Source organism: Limihaloglobus sulfuriphilus (assembly GCF_001999965.1).
In the GTDB taxonomy this organism is placed as follows: domain Bacteria; phylum Planctomycetota; class Phycisphaerae; order Sedimentisphaerales; family Sedimentisphaeraceae; genus Limihaloglobus; species Limihaloglobus sulfuriphilus.
The window spans coordinates 3,196,012-3,217,969 of the sequence record NZ_CP019646.1 but is presented as its reverse complement, the minus strand read 5'-3'; the positions used below and the strand labels follow the sequence as shown (position 1 = coordinate 3,217,969).

General features: G+C 51.0%; 10 protein-coding genes. 3 read left to right on the top strand and 7 right to left on the bottom strand.

What is annotated here, in order from left to right; all coding sequences use genetic code 11:
* The first annotated feature begins 282 nt into the window (after positions 1 to 282).
* On the top strand, positions 283 to 2,553 hold the full coding sequence (locus SMSP2_RS12415; protein WP_146684363.1) for a VIT domain-containing protein: 2,271 nt from the start codon (positions 283 to 285) through the stop codon (positions 2,551 to 2,553).
* 201 nt (positions 2,554 to 2,754) lie between these two features.
* Positions 2,755 to 3,975, top strand: coding sequence for a VWA domain-containing protein (locus tag SMSP2_RS12410; RefSeq protein WP_146684362.1), 1,221 nt, complete (start codon positions 2,755 to 2,757; stop codon positions 3,973 to 3,975).
* Positions 3,976 to 4,035: 60 nt separating this feature from the next.
* Here SMSP2_RS12410 and SMSP2_RS12405 read toward each other — a convergent pair whose 3' ends face one another.
* The 3 genes from SMSP2_RS12405 to SMSP2_RS12395 are packed head-to-tail and all read right to left on the bottom strand — an operon-like array spanning position 4,036 to position 7,899.
* Entirely contained in the window at positions 4,036 to 5,421 is a 1,386-nt protein-coding gene (locus SMSP2_RS12405) for a sulfatase family protein (protein WP_146684361.1), read from the bottom strand.
* A gap of 31 nt (positions 5,422 to 5,452) precedes the next feature.
* Positions 5,453 to 7,108, bottom strand: a complete 1,656-nt coding sequence (locus SMSP2_RS12400) for a glycoside hydrolase family protein (RefSeq protein ID WP_146684360.1) — start codon at positions 7,106 to 7,108, stop codon at positions 5,453 to 5,455.
* Between the two features lie 5 nt (positions 7,109 to 7,113).
* Positions 7,114 to 7,899, bottom strand: coding sequence for a hypothetical protein (locus SMSP2_RS12395; RefSeq protein ID WP_146684359.1), 786 nt, complete (start codon positions 7,897 to 7,899; stop codon positions 7,114 to 7,116).
* A 125-nt stretch (positions 7,900 to 8,024) separates the two neighbouring features.
* Here SMSP2_RS12395 and SMSP2_RS12390 point away from each other — a divergent pair, with 125 nt between their 5' ends.
* Positions 8,025 to 9,257, top strand: a complete 1,233-nt coding sequence (locus SMSP2_RS12390; protein WP_146684358.1) for an ISL3 family transposase — start codon at positions 8,025 to 8,027, stop codon at positions 9,255 to 9,257.
* A gap of 42 nt (positions 9,258 to 9,299) precedes the next feature.
* Here the strand turns inward: SMSP2_RS12390 and SMSP2_RS12385 are convergent, their stop codons facing one another.
* The 4 genes from SMSP2_RS12385 to SMSP2_RS12370 form a co-directional block, all read right to left on the bottom strand.
* A complete protein-coding gene (locus SMSP2_RS12385) occupies positions 9,300 to 10,472 on the bottom strand; it encodes an ATP-binding protein (RefSeq protein WP_146684357.1) in 1,173 nt (390 codons plus the stop codon).
* A gap of 72 nt (positions 10,473 to 10,544) precedes the next feature.
* Complete coding sequence (gene larC, locus SMSP2_RS12380; RefSeq protein WP_146684356.1) at positions 10,545 to 11,858, bottom strand: nickel pincer cofactor biosynthesis protein LarC; 1,314 nt, start codon at positions 11,856 to 11,858, stop codon at positions 10,545 to 10,547.
* A gap of 193 nt (positions 11,859 to 12,051) precedes the next feature.
* A complete protein-coding gene (locus tag SMSP2_RS12375; protein ID WP_146684355.1) occupies positions 12,052 to 13,035 on the bottom strand; it encodes a methyltransferase in 984 nt (327 codons plus the stop codon).
* A 115-nt stretch (positions 13,036 to 13,150) separates the two neighbouring features.
* Positions 13,151 to 21,790: a right-handed parallel beta-helix repeat-containing protein gene (locus SMSP2_RS12370; RefSeq protein ID WP_146684354.1), complete on the bottom strand. Its 8,640-nt coding sequence runs from the start codon at positions 21,788 to 21,790 to the stop codon at positions 13,151 to 13,153.
* Positions 21,791 to 21,958 lie beyond the last annotated feature (168 nt).

Genomic DNA, 21,958 nt, shown 5'->3' with positions numbered 1-21,958 from the left:
GCAAGCGGGGACGCTTGCCCTACTTATCTCTTAACTTTTTAATTATTGGACAGGGTTAACCCGTCACTTATTTTTCTAACATATTAAAAAAGTGAAACAAGTGACGGGTAAATCCTGTCTAAAACAACTATCTCATATTTCAAATCTCAAATTGAGAAAATTCGTGAATTTTCTCTACACTACTGCCTATTTATGTTTTTACAATCCTTTTACAAAACCATTTCGGTTTGTGTGCTATACTGATTATATGAAGCATACAGTCGAAAATCAAAGGAGATTAAAATGCGAGTAAAACATATCTATCTTAAATTTGCGCCGGCGGCAATTCTAATCTGTGCCGCGTGCGTTTGTGCACTCGAGCATGTTACAACATCGCCGGCAGACTCAACCGCCGAATCAACGTCGGCCGTTTCCAATACAATTGTGCCCCAGATTGGGCGGTTCGGTTTTGTCCCAGGCAGAGGCCGGGCTATTGAGATAACAAACGTCAACGCGCTTATCGACATCAACGAGACCGCCGCGGCAACTACACTCGAGATACACATCATAAACAATACAAACCGCCGGCAGGAGGCAGAGCTGGTTCTGCCGGTGCCTGATGATGCGGTGATAAAAGGCTTCGCCTATGACGGCCCCGGCACTGCGATATCCGCACGTATCCATGAACGCGGCGAGGCGAGACGGATTTACCGCGATCTGGTGAACCGGATAATCGATCCGGCGCTCGTTGAGCTTGCCGGGCATAAGCTGGTCCGCTCAAGCGTGTTTCCCGTTGAGCCCCGCGGCAGGCAGAAGCTGGTTATTACCTATGAACATCTGCTCCGGCGTGAGCATGACCGGATTGATTACTATCTCGGCCGAAGCGAATCGCTCGAGTACGATGTACCGTGGCAGATAACCGCCAACATAAAAAACTCAAACCCCGTATCAGCCGTGTACTCCTCGAGCCATGAGATTGTTACCCATAGAATATCAGCCGGCAATTTAACCGTAAACGTTTCTTCCGGTTCAAGAAAAAACCCGGGGCGGTTTCATCTCTCTTTCATTGTCAACTCCGGCGGGCCGGCTGCGTCGCTGTTTGCATATCCGCAGTCTTCAGTTAACGGCGGCTATTTCATGCTGCTTGCCGGATTGGGCACGCAGAAAAAGCCCAAAGAAACGCCGGCGATAAAACGTGAACTGACGCTGGTTATTGACCGCTCGGGAAGTATGCGCGGCGAGAAACTCGAACAGGTAAAAGAGTCCGCGCTGCAGATTATCGCGGGACTTGAAGACGGCGAATTATTCAATATCGCCATCTACAGCAACAGCGTGGAGTGGTTTTCTGTCTCGCCGGTTGAGAAAAACAATGACACATTCAAATCAGCCCAGAGCTATCTCGCCGGCACAACCGCTTCCGGCGGAACAAACATCTATGAAGCACTCGAAGGCGCGCTTGCCCAGGCGCCAAACGCCGGCAGGCTGCCGGTTGTTCTGTTTCTCACAGACGGTCTGCCAACAGTCAACCGGACAGGCGAGAAAGAGATAGCCGCCCTTGCCGAAAAACAAAACCCACACAACCGCCGCGTGTTTACAATCGGTGTCGGCGTTGACCTCAACGCGCCGCTTCTTGACCGCATTGCCGAAGTCTCCGGCGGACGCTCGGAGTTTATACTTCCAGCGGAGGATATCGAGGTTAAGATCGGACGGGTCTTTGAAAGGCTTACCGGGCCGGTATTCACAGATGTGCGGCTGGAGATACTCGAGGCAGACGGCACACCCGCCATCGGCAGGACACTTGATATACTGCCCGGCAGAATAGCAGATGTTTACGAGGATGAGCAGATTGTGCTTCTTGGCAAGTATGTCGGCAGCCGCCCGCTGACGTTTCGACTCTCGGGAAACTACCGGGGCACTCATCGCAGCTTTGATTTCGCGTTCAGCTTCGATAAGGCCGACCCGGGCTACAGCTTTGTGCCGCGGCTGTGGGCGGGCAGGAAGATCGCCGTCTTGACAGAGAGTATCAGACAAGCGGGAGCAGATGCAAACACAAACGATCCCAGGATAAAAGAGCTTGTCGATGAGGTCATACGCATCTCGACGGAGTTCGGCATACTTACAGAATACACCGCGTTTCTCGCCAATGAGGGAATGAGCCTCGCCGAGCCGGAAGCGATACGCAGAGAAGCGGCGGATATGTTTCGCAGCAGAGCGATAAGCAGCCGCTCGGGTATGGACGCGGTCAGCCAGAGTTATAATTATGCCAGGCGAAAGTCACAGACAACTCTAAACTACAGCAATGAATTTTACGATTCAAAGATGAAACATGTGCGTTTCAATTCAATACGCCAGCTCGGAGATCGGACGTTCTATCAAAAGTCAAATCGATGGGTAGATTCGCGGCTTGTAAACAACACCGATTCAATTCGGCCTGAACGAATAATACAGTTCGGCTCTGATGCGTACTTCGAGCTTGCCGAAAAACTCGCCCGCCGCAGCCGCCAGTCACTGCTCACGCTCAAAGGCGAAATTGTCGTGCTCATTGATAACGAGGTAGTGTTGGTTGAGAATTAGGAATTAGGAATATTGTAGAGCAAATTCACGAATTTGCTCAATTTTGAAAAAGTAAATAAGACAGAACAATATTCGAGATTTGAATTTACCATGAAGACCATGAAAAAAATATACAATAAAACTTCAATACCTTCAATCACTTCATTGTAGAAAAAATCCTGTAATCCTGTCAAAAAAATTAAACTGAAAGGAACCTCAAAAATGAAACGAATCATAATTTACCTTACACTCATTGCGGCATTGTGCGTTGGTAATATTTCAGCACGAGAAACCGCGCCGACGGAAACATCTCAAGATATATCAAAACAAAAGCCCAGAATCCAGATGGCGATTCTGCTCGACACCTCCGGCAGTATGTCCGGTCTGATCAATCAGGCCCGCACCGAGGTCTGGACGATCGTCAACGAATTTATCACCGCGCAGAAGGATGGAGTAAGCCCCGAGTTTGAGCTGGCACTGTACGAGTACGGCAAGAGCTCGCTCGCGGCGGACGAGGGGTATCTGCGCATGATAGTGCCGCTCACGAACGACCTGGATCTGGTATCACAGGAGCTGTTCGCACTGGCGACAAACGGCGGCCAGGAGTACTGCGGCTGGGTCATACAGGATGCGGCGAATCAGCTCCAGTGGTCGCAGAATCCCGAAGACCTCAAGGTGATTTTCGTCGCCGGCAACGAGCCGTTCACGCAGGGGCCGGTAAGTCACAAGGATGCATGCAGGCTTTCCATCTCCAAAGGCATCATCGTCAACACTATTCACTGCGGCAGCGAGAGCGATGGAGTCAGCGGCAAATGGAAAGACGGTGCCGTGCTTGCCGACGGGCGTTTTCTCAACATAGACCACAACAGCCGGATTGCACATATCCCCGCGCCGCAGGACGAGGAGATCGCCCGCCTCGGAGCAGAGCTCAACACAACATACCTTGCCTACGGCGCAGACGGCTCTGCCATGCTGGAGCGGCAGTCCGCTCAGGATTCGCTCAACAGTTCAGCGCCGGCGGCAAAGGTGCAGCGTGCGGTCAGCAAATCCAGCCTTTATTATGACAACGCGAGATGGGACCTGGTCGATGCCGTCGAGGCGGAGAAGGTTCAGCTGGAAAACATCGATAAAGACAAACTGCCCGAAGAGATGAAGAACATGAACATAGAAGAGCGGAAACAATACGTCAAAGAAAATGCCGAAAAACGCAAAGAGCTACAGCACAAGATAAAGCTGCTCAACCAAATGCGTAAGGATTACATCGCGCAGCAGCAAAAGGAAAACGCCGCCGCAAACACACTGGGCAGCGCGATTATCGAGGCGGTTACCAGTCAGGCACGCGAAAAGAATTTCACTTTTCAATCTGCACCCGCCGCAGACGAAAACCAACAGCCGCATTCAGCCGAAGAGACAAACAACCCCATCAGTCCAAAGGCGGATTAAAACCGTATAAATATTTTTCCACTTTGGGGCGGCTGTTTCGCGGCCGCCCCGTTTTCGTTTTTACGGGTTATTCGGTGTCGCCCAGCCCTTGCCGCCCGGGCAGCGCCCGCCGGGGCCTCTCAGGTACGGCAGCGGCTCGGGCAGCCGGCCCGTCCATTCTTTATACATCTTTGAAAGTTTTTCTACAACATCGGGATATTTATCCGCCAGGTTGGTGGTCTCACCGGGGTCGGCCTCTATGTCGAAGAGTCTCCATTTCGTGTCGGTCTCCTGGCGCATCAGCCGCCACTTGCCGTGCCGCACGGCGTGGACGTTATGGCCGGCTTCTATGTTTTTGCCGTCGAGCCATCGCCAGTACAGCGTATCGTGGGGCTGTCCGGTTTTAGTGCCATTCAAATACGGCATCAGGTTTACACCGTCACATCTGACGGGCAAGGCGGTTGCCGCAACAGCGGCGGATGTTGCGTATATATCGAGCGTGGAGGTCATACCGTCATACACCCTGCCCGCCGGCAGTGTGTCTTTCCAGCGGACAATGAACGGCTCTCTTACAGCGCCTTCCCACGGCGTTACCTTGCCACCGCGGTATGGTGTGTTCTTTGAGCCTTCGGATTCCTTGCCGCCGTTGTCGCCGGTGAAGAACACAAGCGTATTTTCATCGATGCCGCTTTCCTTTATTGCCCGCATGACTTCGCCGACGGCATCATCAACCGCAATCATCGCGGCGGAGAGGTACCGCCTCTGCTTATCTGTTACGCTTTCTGGTACACGGTCAATGTATTTTTGCGGCACTTCTTCTACAGGGTAATGTATCGCCAGCGGTGCGAAGTAGAGGAAAAATTTCTCATCTTTATGCCGCGTAACAAAATCCGCCATCTCTTTGCCCTGCTGCTCGGTCCAGTAAGCGCCGTCCTGCTGCATGTATGTCGGCCCGTTGGGCAGTGCGCGGCGGGGATCGTCGCTGCTCAGGGTTGAGCGGCGGGCAACCTCCATGAAGCCGCGTTCGAGCGGGCCCTGTTCGATGCTGCCGACATCCCAGCGGCCCACCATGCCGGTAAAGTATCCGGCGTCCCGCAATGTTTCTGCCAGTGTAGGGTGATCTTCGGGTATTGGGTGCCCGCGGTGGTTGTTGCCGTTCATGCCGAACTTCTGCGGATACATGCCGAGCATCAGCGCGGTGCGGCTGGGGCTGCAAACCGGGCAGATAGTATATGCGTTTGTAAACTTTGTGCCCTCTGCGGCGAGTTTGTCGATGTTGGGAGTGGGTACGTCTTTTGCCCCGTAGATACCCACATCGCCGTAGCCCAAATCATCAATAAACAGCACAACGATATTCGGGCGGGTCTTTTCTGGACGCCTGCCGCCCATTCCAAACGCCGCCCTGGAAGCCAGCATCGCGCCGGCGGTCATCACCAGGAATTCTCTGCGTGTTTTGTTTTCTTTCATTTCAAAAAAACCTCATACTTAATATTGTTCTTTATCGATACAGAGCCAGCTCAAGAGACACTATCTCACAGGATTCTGTTTCCTTGTCAAGATTTAAAATCCGAAAGGTATTTTTACCGGCTGTTATATCGCTTAGCGGGACGGCATAAAACTTCAGCTTCTCCGCCGGCGGATAGCCGTGGCCGGTCTCGACAACCGGTTCAAAGAATTCAGTTTTTTCAAATTCACATTCCTCCAGCAGCTCTGCGTTGAGCCGTGCTGAGATATCTATATCCTGACAGTTGTCTTTTGTCTCAACACGCAGGACGCAGCGGGTGAATTTTTTCTTTGATGTATCATCGGGAATCACTGCATCAACAGTTGTTTCGTTTTTTACCGTCTTGTTTCGTTCTACCATCAGCCTTGAATCCCGCAGCGGAGAGATAATGTATAACTTTTCAGCGGTTCTTAAAAATTCAATGTTTGTGATGTCCTTTAGCAGTTTTGATTCCTGCGAGCGTTTTTCTGCCAGTGAGGGCGAACCGTGCGGAATGTAATCATAATTGAAAAGGCTCACCCCGTCGGCTCCGCGAGCAAGAAAATTAAGAGCCGTGCCGCGGTATGTCTGAATATTAGCGTACCGCAGCCCGTCACTGTATTTTGGTGCAACGATTGCCTGGGTATGGCGGGGCATCTCCGCATATATCTTTGCATGGGCGGTGTTCGTTTTGTAATCCTCTATATCTACTTCAAGGCTCTGGAGATAGTATGGAGAGATGTTTATCATCTCCACAAGTTTGAGCCTGTCCCATTCGATAACGTCCAGGCCGGCCTTGTCGCATTTGGCCAATGTCTCCGGCACGCGGACGCACAGTTTGAGCGATTTGCCGCGTTGGGTGCCAATGCGGTCAATCATATCTCTGATACGTTTTACAAAACCGGTCATAACTTTTTTGCCGGCTTCGGTTTCTCTGTTATAGAAGAATCGCGGCGCACGCTGGAAATCCAGCTCAATGCCGTCAATGTCATAATTGGTGCAAAGCTCCTCAAGAATCGAGAAGTACCAGTCGCGCACCGGTTTGAGCATGTAGTTGTGCAGGCGGACGTTGTCTTCTTCGGTTTTGAATGTCGCGGATATATTGGAATCGCCCAGCCAGTACTGCGGGTTGTCGCGCCAGAAATCGGTATGTGTAGGCCAGTCCTTATCTACGATATAATGCGCATCGTTCATGCGGTATGAGATGAGAAAATCTATTTCGTTTTTCCTGCACGCGGCGAGTGTTTCTGCCACGGGGTCGCCGCCGTCGTGGAGGTATTTCATGATATAGTCATACCCTCGCCACTTCTCCGTGACCTGTCCTTCACGGTAGTCTTTCCACCAGGGGTCGATTTCTGAAGGGAAGATGTTCGCCCGCCATGCGGTTGGGCAGAACATCACCGCGTCAACATCTGTGCCCTCGAGCTTTTCGATAAACGATGCGAGATATTCGGGGCCGCTCTCCTGGGGGCTTTTGTCCTTTGTAAAGGTGCAGAAGATTGCGGATTCGTGGTTGAACAGGCATTTGTATTTCACATCGGCTGATGTTTTGCCGGACTCATCTTTTGGCGTGCCTGTTTTACCTGCTTGCACTGCGGCGCTGCCCGCGGCAATAATCACCGCCATCGCAGCCAGATTGAAGCGTTTTATAAACTGATTTTTCAAGAACATTTGATCTAACCTTTCTGATACAAATTAGATTTTTCTGCTTTGTTCAGGTGTTCCAGCACTGCGGACTCAACGCCGCAGGGATATTCGATGTCAAACAATTCACAGAGCTTTCTTGCATCGCCAGAGAATACCGCTATCTGATTTGGCAGTTTTTCTCGTATTGAATTTATATCCGGATGGCAGAGGTAGTTCATCATCCAATCCCGTTTTTCAACGTCGGGCAGGGCATTGAGCATCTGGGGCCACCACGAATACGCCAGTGTTTCTTTGTAGAGATTGCCGAGCACGGCAGCATGATTGTTAAACAGCTCCTGCTGGACATATACCAGCTTGATAAAATCACCCCGCCGCAAATATTTGGCGTGGATATAAACCCATACCCAGTAGGCCTCGATATGCCATCGCAGCGTTTCACGCAATAGCTGCCGGGGAGGCATTTCCTGTGTTATTTCCAGACAACCGGCCTTGTCAAACAGCATCTGTTCGGCTAAAATCTTTCTCTCTGAGCGGAAAGTCAGTTTATCGATACTGATATCGTATTGGAGCAGATTATCGCCGCGGCGCAGGAGAACGGCATAGTTATGATGCATATCGTTGTTAAACCGCTCCGCCCACACCAGCTCAACGCCGTCACACATCGCCGCGAAGAAGTCGGCCAGTGCGGCTGTAATATCCTCGAAAGAATCATCACGCACAACGAACACCGCGTCAACATCCGAGTACTCGTCCTCATGTGAAGTATTCGCCGAACCCGAGACAAAACCTGCCAGCACGCGGCCGTCTGCCTTCATACGCTCAACAGAGCTATTAAATATTTTGGCTCCTCACACAAATTTGTGCAGAAAAATTTGATATAGCATATGTTAACACTTGTTATAATGATGATTTAGAACAATGTTATAGCAAGGGAAAACATATGCTGCTTAAAAGAATACTAAAAAAGACATTAAAAGTCAAGAGACATAAAGTGGTAAAAGTCGATTATAGTGACAATCAGCTCAACTTTTATTTAGACGTTCACAAACGTCGTCGGCTGCCTTGCGGCACCTGTCAGACGCTCGCTCCGCAACGTGACCGGCTTCCGCAACGGCAGATTAAGCATGTTCCGTTATGGGGCATACCAGTGATGCTGCATTACCGTCCGGTTCGTGTCAGCTGTCCCAAATGCGGTGGGCCGAGGGTTGAGGACATACCCTTTACCTCAGGTAAATCACGTATGACAAACGGATTGGTCTGGACCTTGAGCAGTATGGCGAAATTGCTGCCCTGGCAGACGGTTTCTCAGATGTTTAATGTCAGCTGGAATACGGTTCAGTCTGCGGTAAAGCAGGCAGTTGACTACGGCATGAAACACAGGGATACAGGAAAGGTCATTTATATTGGCATTGACGAAGTATCCCGCCGCAAGGGTCATACGTATATGACGGTGGTGTACGACCTGGAAGAAAAACGCATTTTATGGAGCGTCCAGGGCCGGAAAAAAGAGACGCTGGAGGCGTTTTTCAAAGAACATGGAAAATCACTAAAAGGCAGTTTAAAGGCGGTTTGCTGTGATATGTGGCAATCGTACATTGATGTTGTAAAAGAGCATGTTGACGAGGATGTTGTTCTGGTTTTCGATAAATTTCATATCGTACAACATTTGAATCAGGCTGTCGATGAGGTACGCAAACAGGAAGCTATCACGCTCAAAAAAGACAACCCCGAACTGCTTAAAAAAACGCGATATATCTGGCTGAAGAATCCTGAAAACCTTACAGACAAACAGCGTGCACGTCTGGGGTATCTGGAGAAGCTGAATCTTAAAGTCAACAGGGCTTATTTATTGAAAGAATCCTTTCGTGATTTTTGGGATTACCGCTACCCTGCAGCTGCCAAAAAATATCTTGCAAAGTGGTTCTGGTGGGCCACCCACAGCAGGCTCGAACCATTACGTGATTTTGCCTGGATGCTCAGAAAACATCAGCAAGGTATCATAAATTATTTCAAATGCCGAGTCACCAATGGAGTCACCGAAGGTATGAACAATAAAGTTAAAACAATAGTCAAAAGATGTTATGGATTCAGGACAATCCCGACGCTGCAGTTAGCCTTATATCACTGCCTTGGAAAGCTGCCTGAACCTGAAAATATGCACAAATTTGTGTGAGGAGCCAATATTTTTTTTAATTCCGGGTGCATTTTATGATTATCAACTGTTTGAGAAAATCTTTTCAATTTGAGCTATTGGCAGTGTCCAGATGTTTTCCTTTATCGGATAGCTGTCATCGCCGGGGTATATGACCCAGGTCTTTTTGGGTTTTAAAGTGTTTATGGCGTTGATGGAACTTTTAGTGAGTTTCGGAGTCAATGAATACTTGATCTCCAAAGCGATTTCGACATTTACACCCTTTGCAAGTACAAGGTCTATCTCTGCGGCAACAGCGGATCGAGTCCGGTAGAAATACGCGTTATATTCAGGCGGTTTAATCGCCAATACCTGTTCAATGCAGAAACCCTCCCAGGACTCTCCGAGAACAGGGTTGGTGCAGAGATCATCATAGCTGCTGATATTCAGCAGGCTGTGCAGCAGGCCGCTGTCACGGATATATACCTTTGGTGATTTCACGAGGCGTTTCTTGAGATTACTGAAAAACGGCTGAAGCTGACGTATCATAAATGTTTCTTCGAGTATATCAAGATACCGCCTCGCCGATTTTGGATCCACACCCATGCTCTCTGCCAGCCTGCTGCTGTTCCAGAGCTGACCGTGGCAGTGAGCGAGCATTGTCCAGAAACGGTAAAGAGTTGTAGCCGGCACCCTTACCCCAAGAGCCGGCATGTCCTTTTCAAGATGAGTCTGAATAAAATTTCTCATCCAAACCGAGGCCTGCTCGTCTGTCTTGGCCAGATAGCTTTGAGGATAACCGCCCCGCATCCAAAGCCTTTTTATTGTATCCCAGCCGTTCTGCTGCATTTCATCAAGCGAAAACGGAGACAGCTCATGATAAATAATCCGGCCTGCCAGAGATTCCGAAGCCTGTCTTTTAAGGGCGGGCGATGCCGAGCCGAGTATCAGAAATCTGCCCGGGCGTCTGTCCTGGTCTATCATATAACGAAGCAATGGGAAAAGTTCGGGTTTTCTCTGTGCTTCGTCAAGTATAACAATATGATCAATATATTGCTGGAGATATATTTGAGGGTGGTCGAGTTTAATCACGTCCTGAGGATTTTCCAGGTCAAGATGAATAACCGGCTTACCATAGTTGCGGGCTATCATTCGCGCAAGCGTTGTCTTGCCTGACTGACGGGGGCCGACTATTCCCACAGCAGGGGAAAATTCGAGGCTTTTTCTTATAGCATTTTCTAATCTTCTACTGATCATGGTTGAATTATAGGAGCCTGCCTCCCGATTTTCAATCATAAATTTAAATTTACTCCCGATTTTCGATGTAAATCATTTTTTATGCAGATTCTCCATCGCGGCGGAGATGACTATTTTGACCGGAACGCCGTGTTTGCCCGCGGCAGAAACGCATTGTTTAAACTCTGGTTTAGCAAAGACTTGCAAACCGCCATGAACTGCTGTTTTGACATCTATACTGCCATAGGGCGTCTCAACGGTTTTGATTTCCCGCGGCAGGGTTGAGCGGGTTATACTCTGCCGGCGGATACCCAGAGTTATCCCTGACTGAAAGATAATCGCCTCGAGCTTTTGTGCTGTTTGGGGTTTTGCCAGCACAGAAAGACGGGTTCCCGGGCGTGAATCTTTCATAAACACCGGTATTGTAAGGACATCGAGAGCTCCGGCGGCACGCAGTTTCTCCGCGGCATCGCCAATCATCTCTCCGGCCGCGTCGTCTATATCAGCCTCAAGCATAAACACTGTTTCAGTAGGCGTTTGTGACTTCCCGCCGACAGAGCCCAGGGTAATCAGCGTGGTGTTTGGGATATTGTCAAATTCCAGTGTTCCCGCGCCGTAGCCCGATTTTTTGGCGGTTATCTCCGGCATGGGTGTAAAATCTGTAACAAAGTGCCTGAGCAATGCCGCGGCGGTTGGGGTGAGCAGCTCCTTCTCAACCGGCCCGGAACCAAACGGCACACCCTCGAGCAGGTTCAGCGTCGCCGGCGCAGGTACGGGCATGATGCCGTGGGCGCATTTTACGGTGCCTCCGCCGACGTTTATCGGATATGCCGAGACGGTTTGGATACCCAGCCGATATATGGCGAAACATACGCCGACAATGTCAAGAATTGAGTCTGTCGCGCCGACCTCATGGAAATGTACCTCGTTTATGCCCTTGCCGTGCACCTTTGCCTCGGCGGCGGCGAGCAGCTCAAACACTGCAACGGCATCTTTTTTCACCTTTTCGGGCAGTTCAGATTCCTGTATTATAGCCGTGATGCCGGGCAGGTTGCGGTGCGGAGCGTGATGATGGTGCGTTTCATGACTGTGGTTATGTTCATGATGGTGGTCATGGCCGTGATGTTCGTGTCCATGGTGGTCGTGATTGTGCTTGTGTTCATGGTCATGCTCATGTTTATGGTGATGTCCATGGTGCGTCTCGTCCGGCTCGTCGAAGAGCGGCGTAAATTTTACCGCTGAAATGCCTGATCGGATCACTTTTTCGGTCTTTATGCCGCGGTATTCGGGCAGATTGAGTGATTTAAGGGCGGTTTCGAGCTCTTTTACCTCGAGTCCGCAGTCAATAAGGGCGGCGTTGAGCATATCGCCGGCAGCGCCGCAGAAGCAGTTTATATGTGCGTGCATTATAATTCTCCATTTATAAATATTTGCTTTTTCCAGTTTATATTAAAACAGAATAATTGCAAAAAGGGAAAACGGACTTTTATATAAATATATATTCCTCCGACGTAGAGCCGCAAGCATTGCGGCTCTTGAACTGAATCGAGCGCCTAAACCTCTTATCTATATACATTTGAGAGACGCAAGCATTGCGTCTCTACGAGATTATGTGGGCATTTTTGTCGGCAGGTTTTTCGGCGGTGAGCCAGCAGCTTCCCAGCTCACGGTCCTGGGCCTGAACATTGATATTTGTAAATCCCGCTTTTTCAATGAGTTCGATCAGCTCCGAGAGTGCATACGCTCCTACCATTATATTAAACAGCGCCGGCACAATCGGGCCGGTCTTGGCATCATCAAGTATAAACTCCTGAATGACCAGTAAACCGCCCTTTTTCAAGGACTTATACGCCTTTTCCAGCTTCATCGCCGCGTTGCTGCCCTTGCCGTGAAGAATATTTGACATTAGCACGGTATCAGCCCCGCTGCCGAAGTCGTCGCTGTCCCAGCTGCCCTCTCTGAACGCAATCCGCTCGTCCATGTTCTCACGTTTCACGACCTGGCGGGCTATTTTTATCGTCTCGGGTATGTCGAATATAACGGATTTCAGTTTGGTGTATTTTCCGCAGGCAAGGATTGAATATGTCCTCGGGCCGCCGCCGATATCAAACATCAGCTCTCTGCCGCGAAGGTCTATATTATCGAGGAATATCCCGCCGCGTCCACCGCGGGTGATATTATCCATGCCCATAATAAAATCCCGGTGTGCCCTCTGCGGTGATTCGGGGGCGGGACTGACCAGAATCGCGTCGGGCAGTGCATCCCAGGCGTCCCATGCGCCGCGTGATGAGTGGCAGATGATATCGCCCTGATACAGCGGGCCCCCTTCGACGAGATACTTGCGGGAAACGGCTGTGTTTGAATACCGCCCGCCGCGTCTCTCGAGAAACCCCAGCGATGCGCAGCCGATCAGAAGCCGCTCAAGCATCTCATAATTGGCGCCGCATTTCTCTGCCAGCTCTTGAGTGTCCATGCTTGTATCAGCGATTTTGGTAAACACTCCAAGCCGCACTGCGGTCTGCAATGTTCTGGCGGCCCTGTAGCCCCAGGTTAGATTGTGAATATATTTAAATCCGTCATCCATAAAAACCTCTTTGTGTTACTCATAGGGCATTTCAAAACTTTACAGATTAGAAAAAAGGGGAGCTTAGATGGCAAGCTCCCCTTGTAATGGTTCTTATGTTTGGTAGTTATCGGGATCAGCCCTCGCCGGTTCCTTCCTCAATCACTACTGTGCCTTCCTGGGTGGCAACGGTCTCGGAAGAAACCCTGTTGCCGCCGGCATCAATTGTGTCAAGGTGATAGAACAGCCGCATCGGTCGGTCTGTGCTGCGGACCTTGAACCGGAAGGTTACACCGCCGTCTGTGAATGTAACCGTCATATCAGCATAACCGTCATCGTAGAAGTAGTTTTCGCCTTCCTGGAGTATTGGTGAGCTGAAGCCGTCCGGATACTCTCCGCCGAAATCTTCACAGATCAGCTGGTAATAGATCGGGGTATTATTATCAGAGCCCAGCGTTGCGGTAATCGTATGATACCTGCCGGACTCATTAGCAATACCCTCAGAATCTACCGCGGAGATTATCTCCCCGGGAGTCGGCGGGACATTATCAATAACATAGGTTACAAAACGGCTCTCTGACCAGTCTGTCATGTTGCCGTACCTGTCGCGGGCGCGGAAGCGGAACTCATACTGGATACCGGCGGTAAGCCCGCCTTCTATCTCATAGAGAGTCTCGCTCTGCCAGTCACTGCTGAAGAGCTCATTGTTTACACACTCGAAGAGGTATTCGACCGGGCCGTTATCGTCGGTTGCCTCGCCGGCCTCCATCGATACCAGACCTTCCATATCCACAATTGGATCTTCGAACCACTCTGCCGGATCGGGCAGCGGCGGATCAAGATCATCAGTTGCTATTACGGAGACCTCGTCAGACCACTCTGTTTCGTTGCCGAAAGCGTCGCGTGCCTTGACACGGAATGTGTATTTGCTCTCAAGTATGAGATCGTAAGCGGTATAGACGTTAGCATCTATCCAGCCGTAATCAAACGCATCGTCCTCGATGCAGTCGAAGTAGTACTCTACCAGACTGCTGGAGTCCTGAGCGTATTTGGCAGCCATGCTCACCGTGGTGTCATTCTGGAGATACGGTTCTTCGAACCATTCCATCGGGTTGGGCATCGGTGCCGCCAGATCGCCGGTTACCGTCGCGGCAACTGTCGGGGTATAATCAGTCATGTTGCCGAACAGGTCGCGTGCGCGGGCACGGAACGAGAGAGTATCTCCCGAATCAAGACCGCGTACTTCATAGAACGGATTTGCTATCCAGCCGCTGTCGTATGATTCATCATCGATACACTCGAAGAAGTATTCAACGCCGCTGGGGTCATCTGCCTTTGATACAGACATCGCAATCGAGCTGTTCGATGCTGATGTCGGCTCAACAAGCCATTCAAGCGGATCCGGTGTCGGGGCTGTTACATCATCACCTATAACAACGATCGCCTCTTCTGATACCTGGCCGGTATTGCCCAGTGCATCGCGTGCGACAACTGTAAAGTGGTAAATGCTGCCTACATCAATATCTGTAACCTCGTAGAGGTTGTCAAGTGTCCAGCCCGAATCGAGATTTGGATCCTCAACACATGCGAAGTAGTACTCTACCGGCCCGTTGACATCATAGGCGAAGTCCGCCGCGATAAGTGCACTTGCGGTGGTACGAACAAACAGGTCATACCTCCAGCCAAGCGGATTGGGCAGCGGAGCCTGCTCGTCAAGCCCCGGAGAAGCAAAAGCGATATTGGTGTAAGCGGTCATGTTGCCGTACTTGTCACGTGCGCGGGCACGGAAACCGTAGGTCTGGCCTTCTACAAGATCCTCAACCGAGTAAACCCTGCTGCTCTGCCAGCCCGAATCGAGAGCTTCGTTTGTTACGCACTCGAAATAGTATTCAACTTCGCCGCTGGAATCACGCGCCTCGACTGTTGACATCAGAACAGATGTCGGCGAGCCGCTGACCGGAACCTGCTCCCACTGAAGAGGATCTGGTGCCGGCGGATAGAAATCAGCCGAACCGGTAACAGATGCTTCCTCTGAGAAGCCGGTCTCGTTCATGTTTTCACTCAGATCGCGTGCCTTGACACGGAAAGTCAGCGTAACATCGTTTTGTATATTGACAAAATAAATATTCGAAGATATCCAGCCCGAATCAAAGGCATCATCTTCTACACAGTCGAAGTAGTACTGTGCCGCACTGCTGCTGTCTGTAGCAAACACCGCACTCATAACCGCCCTGTTCTCGCCGAGCAGATACGGCTCTTCGAGCCATTCCATCGGTGTGGGCAGAGGCGGCGCGAAGTCTTCGGAGACAGTCGCGAATTTCTCGCTGGAGTATTCTGTCTCGTTACCGAATGCATCTCGCATCTTGAAGCGGAAGCTGTAGGTCTGGCCCTGTCCGAGTCCGTTGACCGCATAGGAACGGTTTTGCTGCCAGCCGCTGTCAAGCGTTGAATCGGTCATGCACTCAAAGAAGTAGAGCACGTTGCTGGGGTCGTAGCCTTCTTCGGCGCTCATCACAATTGATGATACCGAAGCTGAAACCGGCTCCAGTGACCACAGCGGCGGGTTAGGAGTTGGTGCTTCCGAGTCGCCGCCTATCGATATGTAGGCAAGCTCTGAATCCAGTGTCTCATTACCGAACGCGTCACGGGCACGTACAACGTAGCTGTATATCATGCCCTCTTCGAGAGTTGTCGGCGTAAAGACGTTGCTGGCGATCCAGCCGCTGTCATGCGGGCTTAAGCCGGTAGTAGCGTCTTCATCAACTTTGCAGTCGAAGAAATATTCAACCGAGCCGCTCAAATCAGATGCAAGCTCTGATACGATAGTCGCGTAAGAATCCGTGCTGATAAATGAATCGTATAGCCAGTTCAGCGGGTTGGGCATCGGAGGAGCTCCGTCTGCCGGTATGCCGTTGTCCGGATCGCCGCCGGCGATTACCGTTACCTCGCTGGTATAGTTTGTAACATTGCCGAACGCATCGCGTGCGCGGGCGCGGAATGTATAAGTCTGGCCTTCTTCCAGCTCTGTGAACTGGTAGCTGTTTACCTGTATCCAAGAGCTGTTGAAATCAGGCTCTTCGAGACATTCAAACTGGTATTCAACATAACCGCTGGAATCGCGAGCCTCGACGGTTGTCATCATCACGCTTGTCGCGGAGCTGGAAACCGGCTCAAGCAGCCAGGTCAGCGGGTTTGGTGTCGGCGGTGTCCGGTCGGCACCTACTGTCAGGTATGCCACTGTCGAGTTTGCCGTCTCGTTGCCGTTGAAATCACGTGCGCGAACACGGAAACTCATAATCTCACCGAGCGGCAGGCCGGTAACTGTATATACAGTTTCTTCTACCCAGCCGCTGCTGAACTCCGGTGCGTTTACACACTCGAAGTAGTACTCAACCGCGGTAGCGTTATCAAGAGCTTCTACACATTCCATCTCGACGGCATCGCCGCCAAGCGAGAACGGAGGCTGTATCCACGCCATCGGGTTGGGCATCGGCGCCTCTGTGTCACTGCCGCCGATAGAAGCGGCGACTGTCACCCAGTCAAAGTAATCGACATAGCCGTCCTGGTTTACATCACGGTCATAACACCACAGCGGTGAAACGCAGCCCTCTTCAAGCCACAAGCGTGATAATTCCAGAATATCCGAGAGACTAAGAAGCCCGTCGTAGTTGATATCACCTTTAATATCGGTTTCAATCGTGTAATAGAATCCTGCGTCAACAACATTGGTATCAAGCAGGTGATCTGTTCTGTTTGAGTAGCGGTACAGTTCGGCATCAAAGAAGCCTCTGCTGCCGATATCGATCGCGGGGCTTGTGCCGGTCTGTACGGGATAATCCTCGTACTGCATACCGTCGCGGGATAGGTAATAGTCTCCAAGCTCTCCGGAGGTAAACAGCGGCTGAGCGTTTGGAACCGCCGCCGAGGGCAGCATCGTCGCCTCATCCCAGATGAGAATTGAATCATCCCCGGAGCTGACAGGGTCGCCGATGTCCGTATAAACACCGCCCTGACCGGCTTCTACTATCGAATTGCTGATAGTCAGGATTGACGGACTGACAATAAATTCATTGCTCAGCCCTACAGCTATCTGCTGTCCGTACTGCGTAGAGGCCTGGTTGCCCCAGAATATACTATCCTTTACATCAGCGGTCGATTCATAACCCAGATACAAACCGCCGCCGTAGTAGTCTTCGTAAACGGTAGAAGTTACCGAGTTGTCCGCAACGGTCAGATTAAACATCTGAGCTGTTGTATTATGATTAAGCGATAATCCGCCGCCGCTGCTGCCGGCATTGTTTCTGGCAACAAGGACGTTCTGCAGTATTGGTGAACCGCCGCCGCCGGAGAAGAAGCCTCCTCCAGAAGCACCGGCCTCATTACCGAGAAGCTGCGTGCCGATAACCTCCATATCAGCTTCCCAGTTGTAGATGCCGCCGCCGGAGCCGCCGTTGCCTGCGAACAGGTCGGAATCTTCTGTCACTTCGTCGTCATCTCCAGTTTGGGCCGAGGGCGGATCAAACATAGCGTGATTGCTGTCGAAAGAGCTCCAGAATATATCTGTCGCGCCGCGGCTGTTCACCAGGCCGCCGCCGATGTATGCTGTATTATTGACGAAACTGCTGTCAATCAGCACAAGCTCGCTGTCCTCAGTATAAACACCGCCGCCGAGACATGAATCATTGCCCGAGAGGACACAGCCGTCCATCAGCGGAACACAGCCGTCCTCGAAATACAATGCGCCGCCGCGGCTGACATACTCATGGTAGTTGCCTTCGGGGAAATCTTTATTTGTTGTATTGTTATCGAACTGACATTCAATGAAACTCGGTTTGGAGTTGGTTTCCGCGTAAACAGCTCCGCCAAAGGCCTCTATCCGGTAAGCCTGTGTCGGGCGTGCCTGGCTGTCTCCAGGCCCCAGTGCGGTAACTCCTGTCAAACCACTTGTTGCGTTATTATTTTCAAAAGTACAGTTGTCGAATTCAGGGTTGCTGCCGTTGCTGATAAACACAGCTCCGCCCTTGCCGGCACGGTCACGCCAGTTATACATTTCAGGGTTTTCGTACCAGCTGTTGGGAGCAAAATAAATACCGGAAGGCTGATTTTCCCATCTGGCGCCAACGTCGTGGTCCATATCGTCAGGGTACCCGTAATCGTCATAATCTCCCCAGCTGCCGCCAAGTCCGCCTGCGCCGACGCGTCGGCCGTTGCTGACCCAGCCTGCTCCGCCGTTGCCGCCGTTGCCGCCTTGCACATAACAGTCTGCAAAAGAGCAGTTCTCAAAACGCGGCGAGCAGTTAGCGTACATAAATACCGCCCCGCCGTATGCCGGGCCGGCCCAGCCGCCTTCACCGCCGTTTGGGTGTTCTTCAATACCTGATTCGCCGTTCTGGCCGTCGCCGCCTGTGACGCCGCAATTTTCAAATACTGTATTTTTCACCTGAGGTGATGCCAACTGCATGGTAAACGCTCCGCCTGCCGCGCCGCTGCCGTCGCCGCCATCCTCACCGTCAACATCACTTGTTCTGTGGTCAGGAGTTGTACCGTAAAACTGGAAGTTTCGAACAGTAAAGCCCTGGAAAACAGTGTCCCGGCTTACGTTGTAGAAATCAAACGCACCGCGGCGAGTTGTACCTTGGGGCTGGTTGGGAACGAAAACCGTACCGGCTACCACCTCCGGGTTGTCCGGATTGGTAGATGTTATAACTAATTCTCTGTCAATTACATACCGTTCTTCGATATAATGGGTACCCTGTGCGACCATGATAATATCATAGTCATCAGATGCCTTTAGTGCGGCCCTGAAAACGGGGTATTCCGCTGGTACGTGCCTGATAACCGGTCTCTCAATAACAACAGAAACCGTTTTGTCCGTGTTCATCAGGACATAGTTGGTCTTGCGGTTTGAAGTATCGTTGATTGTACCGAGCCAGTTACGTACGCGCCAGCCCGTCTCGAGAGTTACATTTAACTCTACAAGCTCGCCGGAGAAATAAGTGGGTTTATTCGGCACAGGAGTAATGATCGCATTTTCAACCTGATTGATAGTCAGCGTGTACTGAGGAACAGAGCCCTCAGCCGGATAGTGATATCCAAGATCAACAATTTCCTCATCACCTTCGTAAGTCGGAGCGTCGGCACCGAATACATTTATGAAAGTGTCATTACCTGCATCTATCGCCCTGCTGTTTGACGAGAGGTAATAATACCCCAGCGGCCCGGAAGTAAACCTGGGATTGTCAGTTAAGTTGCCGCCGCTGCCGGGCAGAGAGTCTATCTCGTCGTCAGTCTTGAGCAGGCTGATGGCGTCGTAAACATATCCTTCGTATTCACCGACAGGATACATGTAATACATGTTATTATTTGAATAGAACGAGCTGTCCGCGTCATAAAGGTAAACGCTTATGCCCGCATTATTTGAAACAATACTGTTTTGCAGCTGAACATCACAGAGATATTCTATGTAGAGCCCGCTGCCGCTGTCGTCATCGTCATTTGCCGAAGTAGAGGCGCCGCCATTGAGGGGGAGCTGTGAAATTTTGCTCAATTCGTTTCCATCAATGGTTAGATTGCCCAAAGTCGCTGTAACATAGGTCAGGCCTATTCCTCCGCCGTGGAGTCCGGCTGTGTTGTTGTTTACAAGCGTGTTGAAAATCTCAACGTTGTCGCAGGTGGAAATATAGAGGCCGCCGCCTTTGGAGCCGTTGCCGGAACCTGTGTTTGCTGTAAACTCACTGTGGCGTATCGATACTGTCGTATCGCCTCCGGAGCCGTCATCGCTGCTGTCGAATATAGCCATACCTCCGCCCTGCCCGGCGACAGCGTTAGCGAAGTTGGTATGGAAATCACAATTATTAAAATACAGCCCCGCGGAGTTCATAGAGTAGATACCGCCGCCGGAAAGTGCCTGGTTGTCTTTTATAAGGCAGTTGGTCAGTGTTCCGCTCCATTGCAGGGCGTGGATTGCACCGCCGTTACCGCCGCCGGCGATGTTGTTTGTCATCACACAATCGCTGATGTTTACATTACCCTTGATATTCAGCGCACCGCCGTGGGAGGTTGTTTGTGTCGGGTCAACGGCTGATACACTAAGAGCCGTGTTCGAGCTGAAGACACACTGTGTGTAATCAACTGAGGCTGCCATATTTGTAAATACAGCACCGCCGAACAACGCGCCGTTTCGGGAGAATGTTGTCCGGTTGAATGTCGCTGTTATGTTATCATCACCAGTGCTTGGATCACCGCTATATACAGCACCGCCATAACCGCTATTGGCATTGTTAGAGCTGAAATAACAGTCACTTACATCCAGAACGTTTTCGCCGTGCAGGAAGATCGCACCGCCCTGTCTGGCGGTATTATTGTCAAATGTCGCTATTGAAGGGTCAGATTGGCTTATTACAAGCTCTACATAATGGCCCGCGTAGATCGCACCGCCGTAATATGGAGATTCGTTGGCTTTGAACTGCGTATCAACGAAGCTGGGCCACGCGGCGTTTAACAGCATCCCGCCCTCATCAATTTCACTGTCCGCGAAGAACGCTCCGCCGTAGCATCTGTAATAAAAGACAAATCCGCTGCCGCTGGAGCCGGGGAAAACCGGATTATCCTCGCTGACATCACCGCCGCCGGTTGCCCCGCCTGTGCCGGGTTGGCCTAACTGGCATTCGTTGGCGAAAAGCTCACTTGAGGTAAATTCTGACTGACTGGTCGGGTCAAGATACACAGCTCCGCCGTTACCTGCACCTGTGGGATTGCCGGCGTCACCGCCGTTGCTGGCGTTGCCGTTCCAGCCGTCATCTGCGTTGCCTGCGGCGTTACTGCCGGGGCCGCCGTCGCCGCCGATGGCTCCAACCGCGGCACAGTTTGAAAAGATGGTATTGTCAACGAACAGCCATGAGCCGTTCTGACAGCCGATAGCTCCGCCGTAGCCGTCGCCGAAAGCATTTCCGCCTTCGCCGCCGTCAAATCCGTTGCCGTCGGCATCACGAAGTGCAACCCTGTCATTTTCCATGTCATAATAACTGCCCATAATACCCTGTGAACCGCGGGCGCCGGTAACTTCACAATTGTCAAATTCACAGTCGCTGATGTGCACTTCCGCAGAGTTTATACCTATGGCACCGCCGTAGGCGCAGCCTGCCTCGAAATCAACGTCACCGGTATCAGGGTCTGGAACCGGGAATGAATCTACTTCATAAAGCTCATAGGTAAACTCACCTGTACCTTCGCCGGTGTCGGGGTCAACTCCCTCTATCAGCTGACCGGCGACAAATATAGGGGTGCCATCAGACATTGGCTGTGCGATAAAGCTCTGGCCGAGGATTTCGCCCTCCTCATCAATCCACTCATGTACCGGGGCATAGCTGGTGTTTTGAATCTTAATATTTGTAATGTTTACAGTTATTCCGCCTGCAGCCGAGCCGTCGATGGTGAAAGCGCGGCCCATTTCGCCGCAATCTATAACAACTTCACCCAGGCCCTCTATCGTAAGGTTCTTGTCAATAAGAATACCGGAAAGTCCATCATACATAGTAACCACGGGCGCATTCTCGCGTGCTGCCACATCAGGCAGGCTAACATCGCCCAGAGAAATCGCATAAGGGCCGTAATCCGAGCCGTCGCCCTTGGGTGATATCAGGATAGTATCGCCGGGTGCCGCCGCGGCTACCGCGTCGGGGATATCGGGATAAAGAGTTGTTGGAACCTGAAGAACCTTTGCCTGGAGACATGCCGCCGTTAGCAGTAGCAGAGAAAAATACTTGAATAAACGCATAACTGTTATTTCTCCTGGAATAATTGCTTTAATATCTTCTAATATATATTTAGATAATTTCAATATCTTATTAAGCCTGTGTTATTTAGCTTTGACGGCAATTTTGTTTATACGAAGCCGCCGCGACACGGGTTTGCATGTAAGTTTATTATTTTCTGTCAATAAACA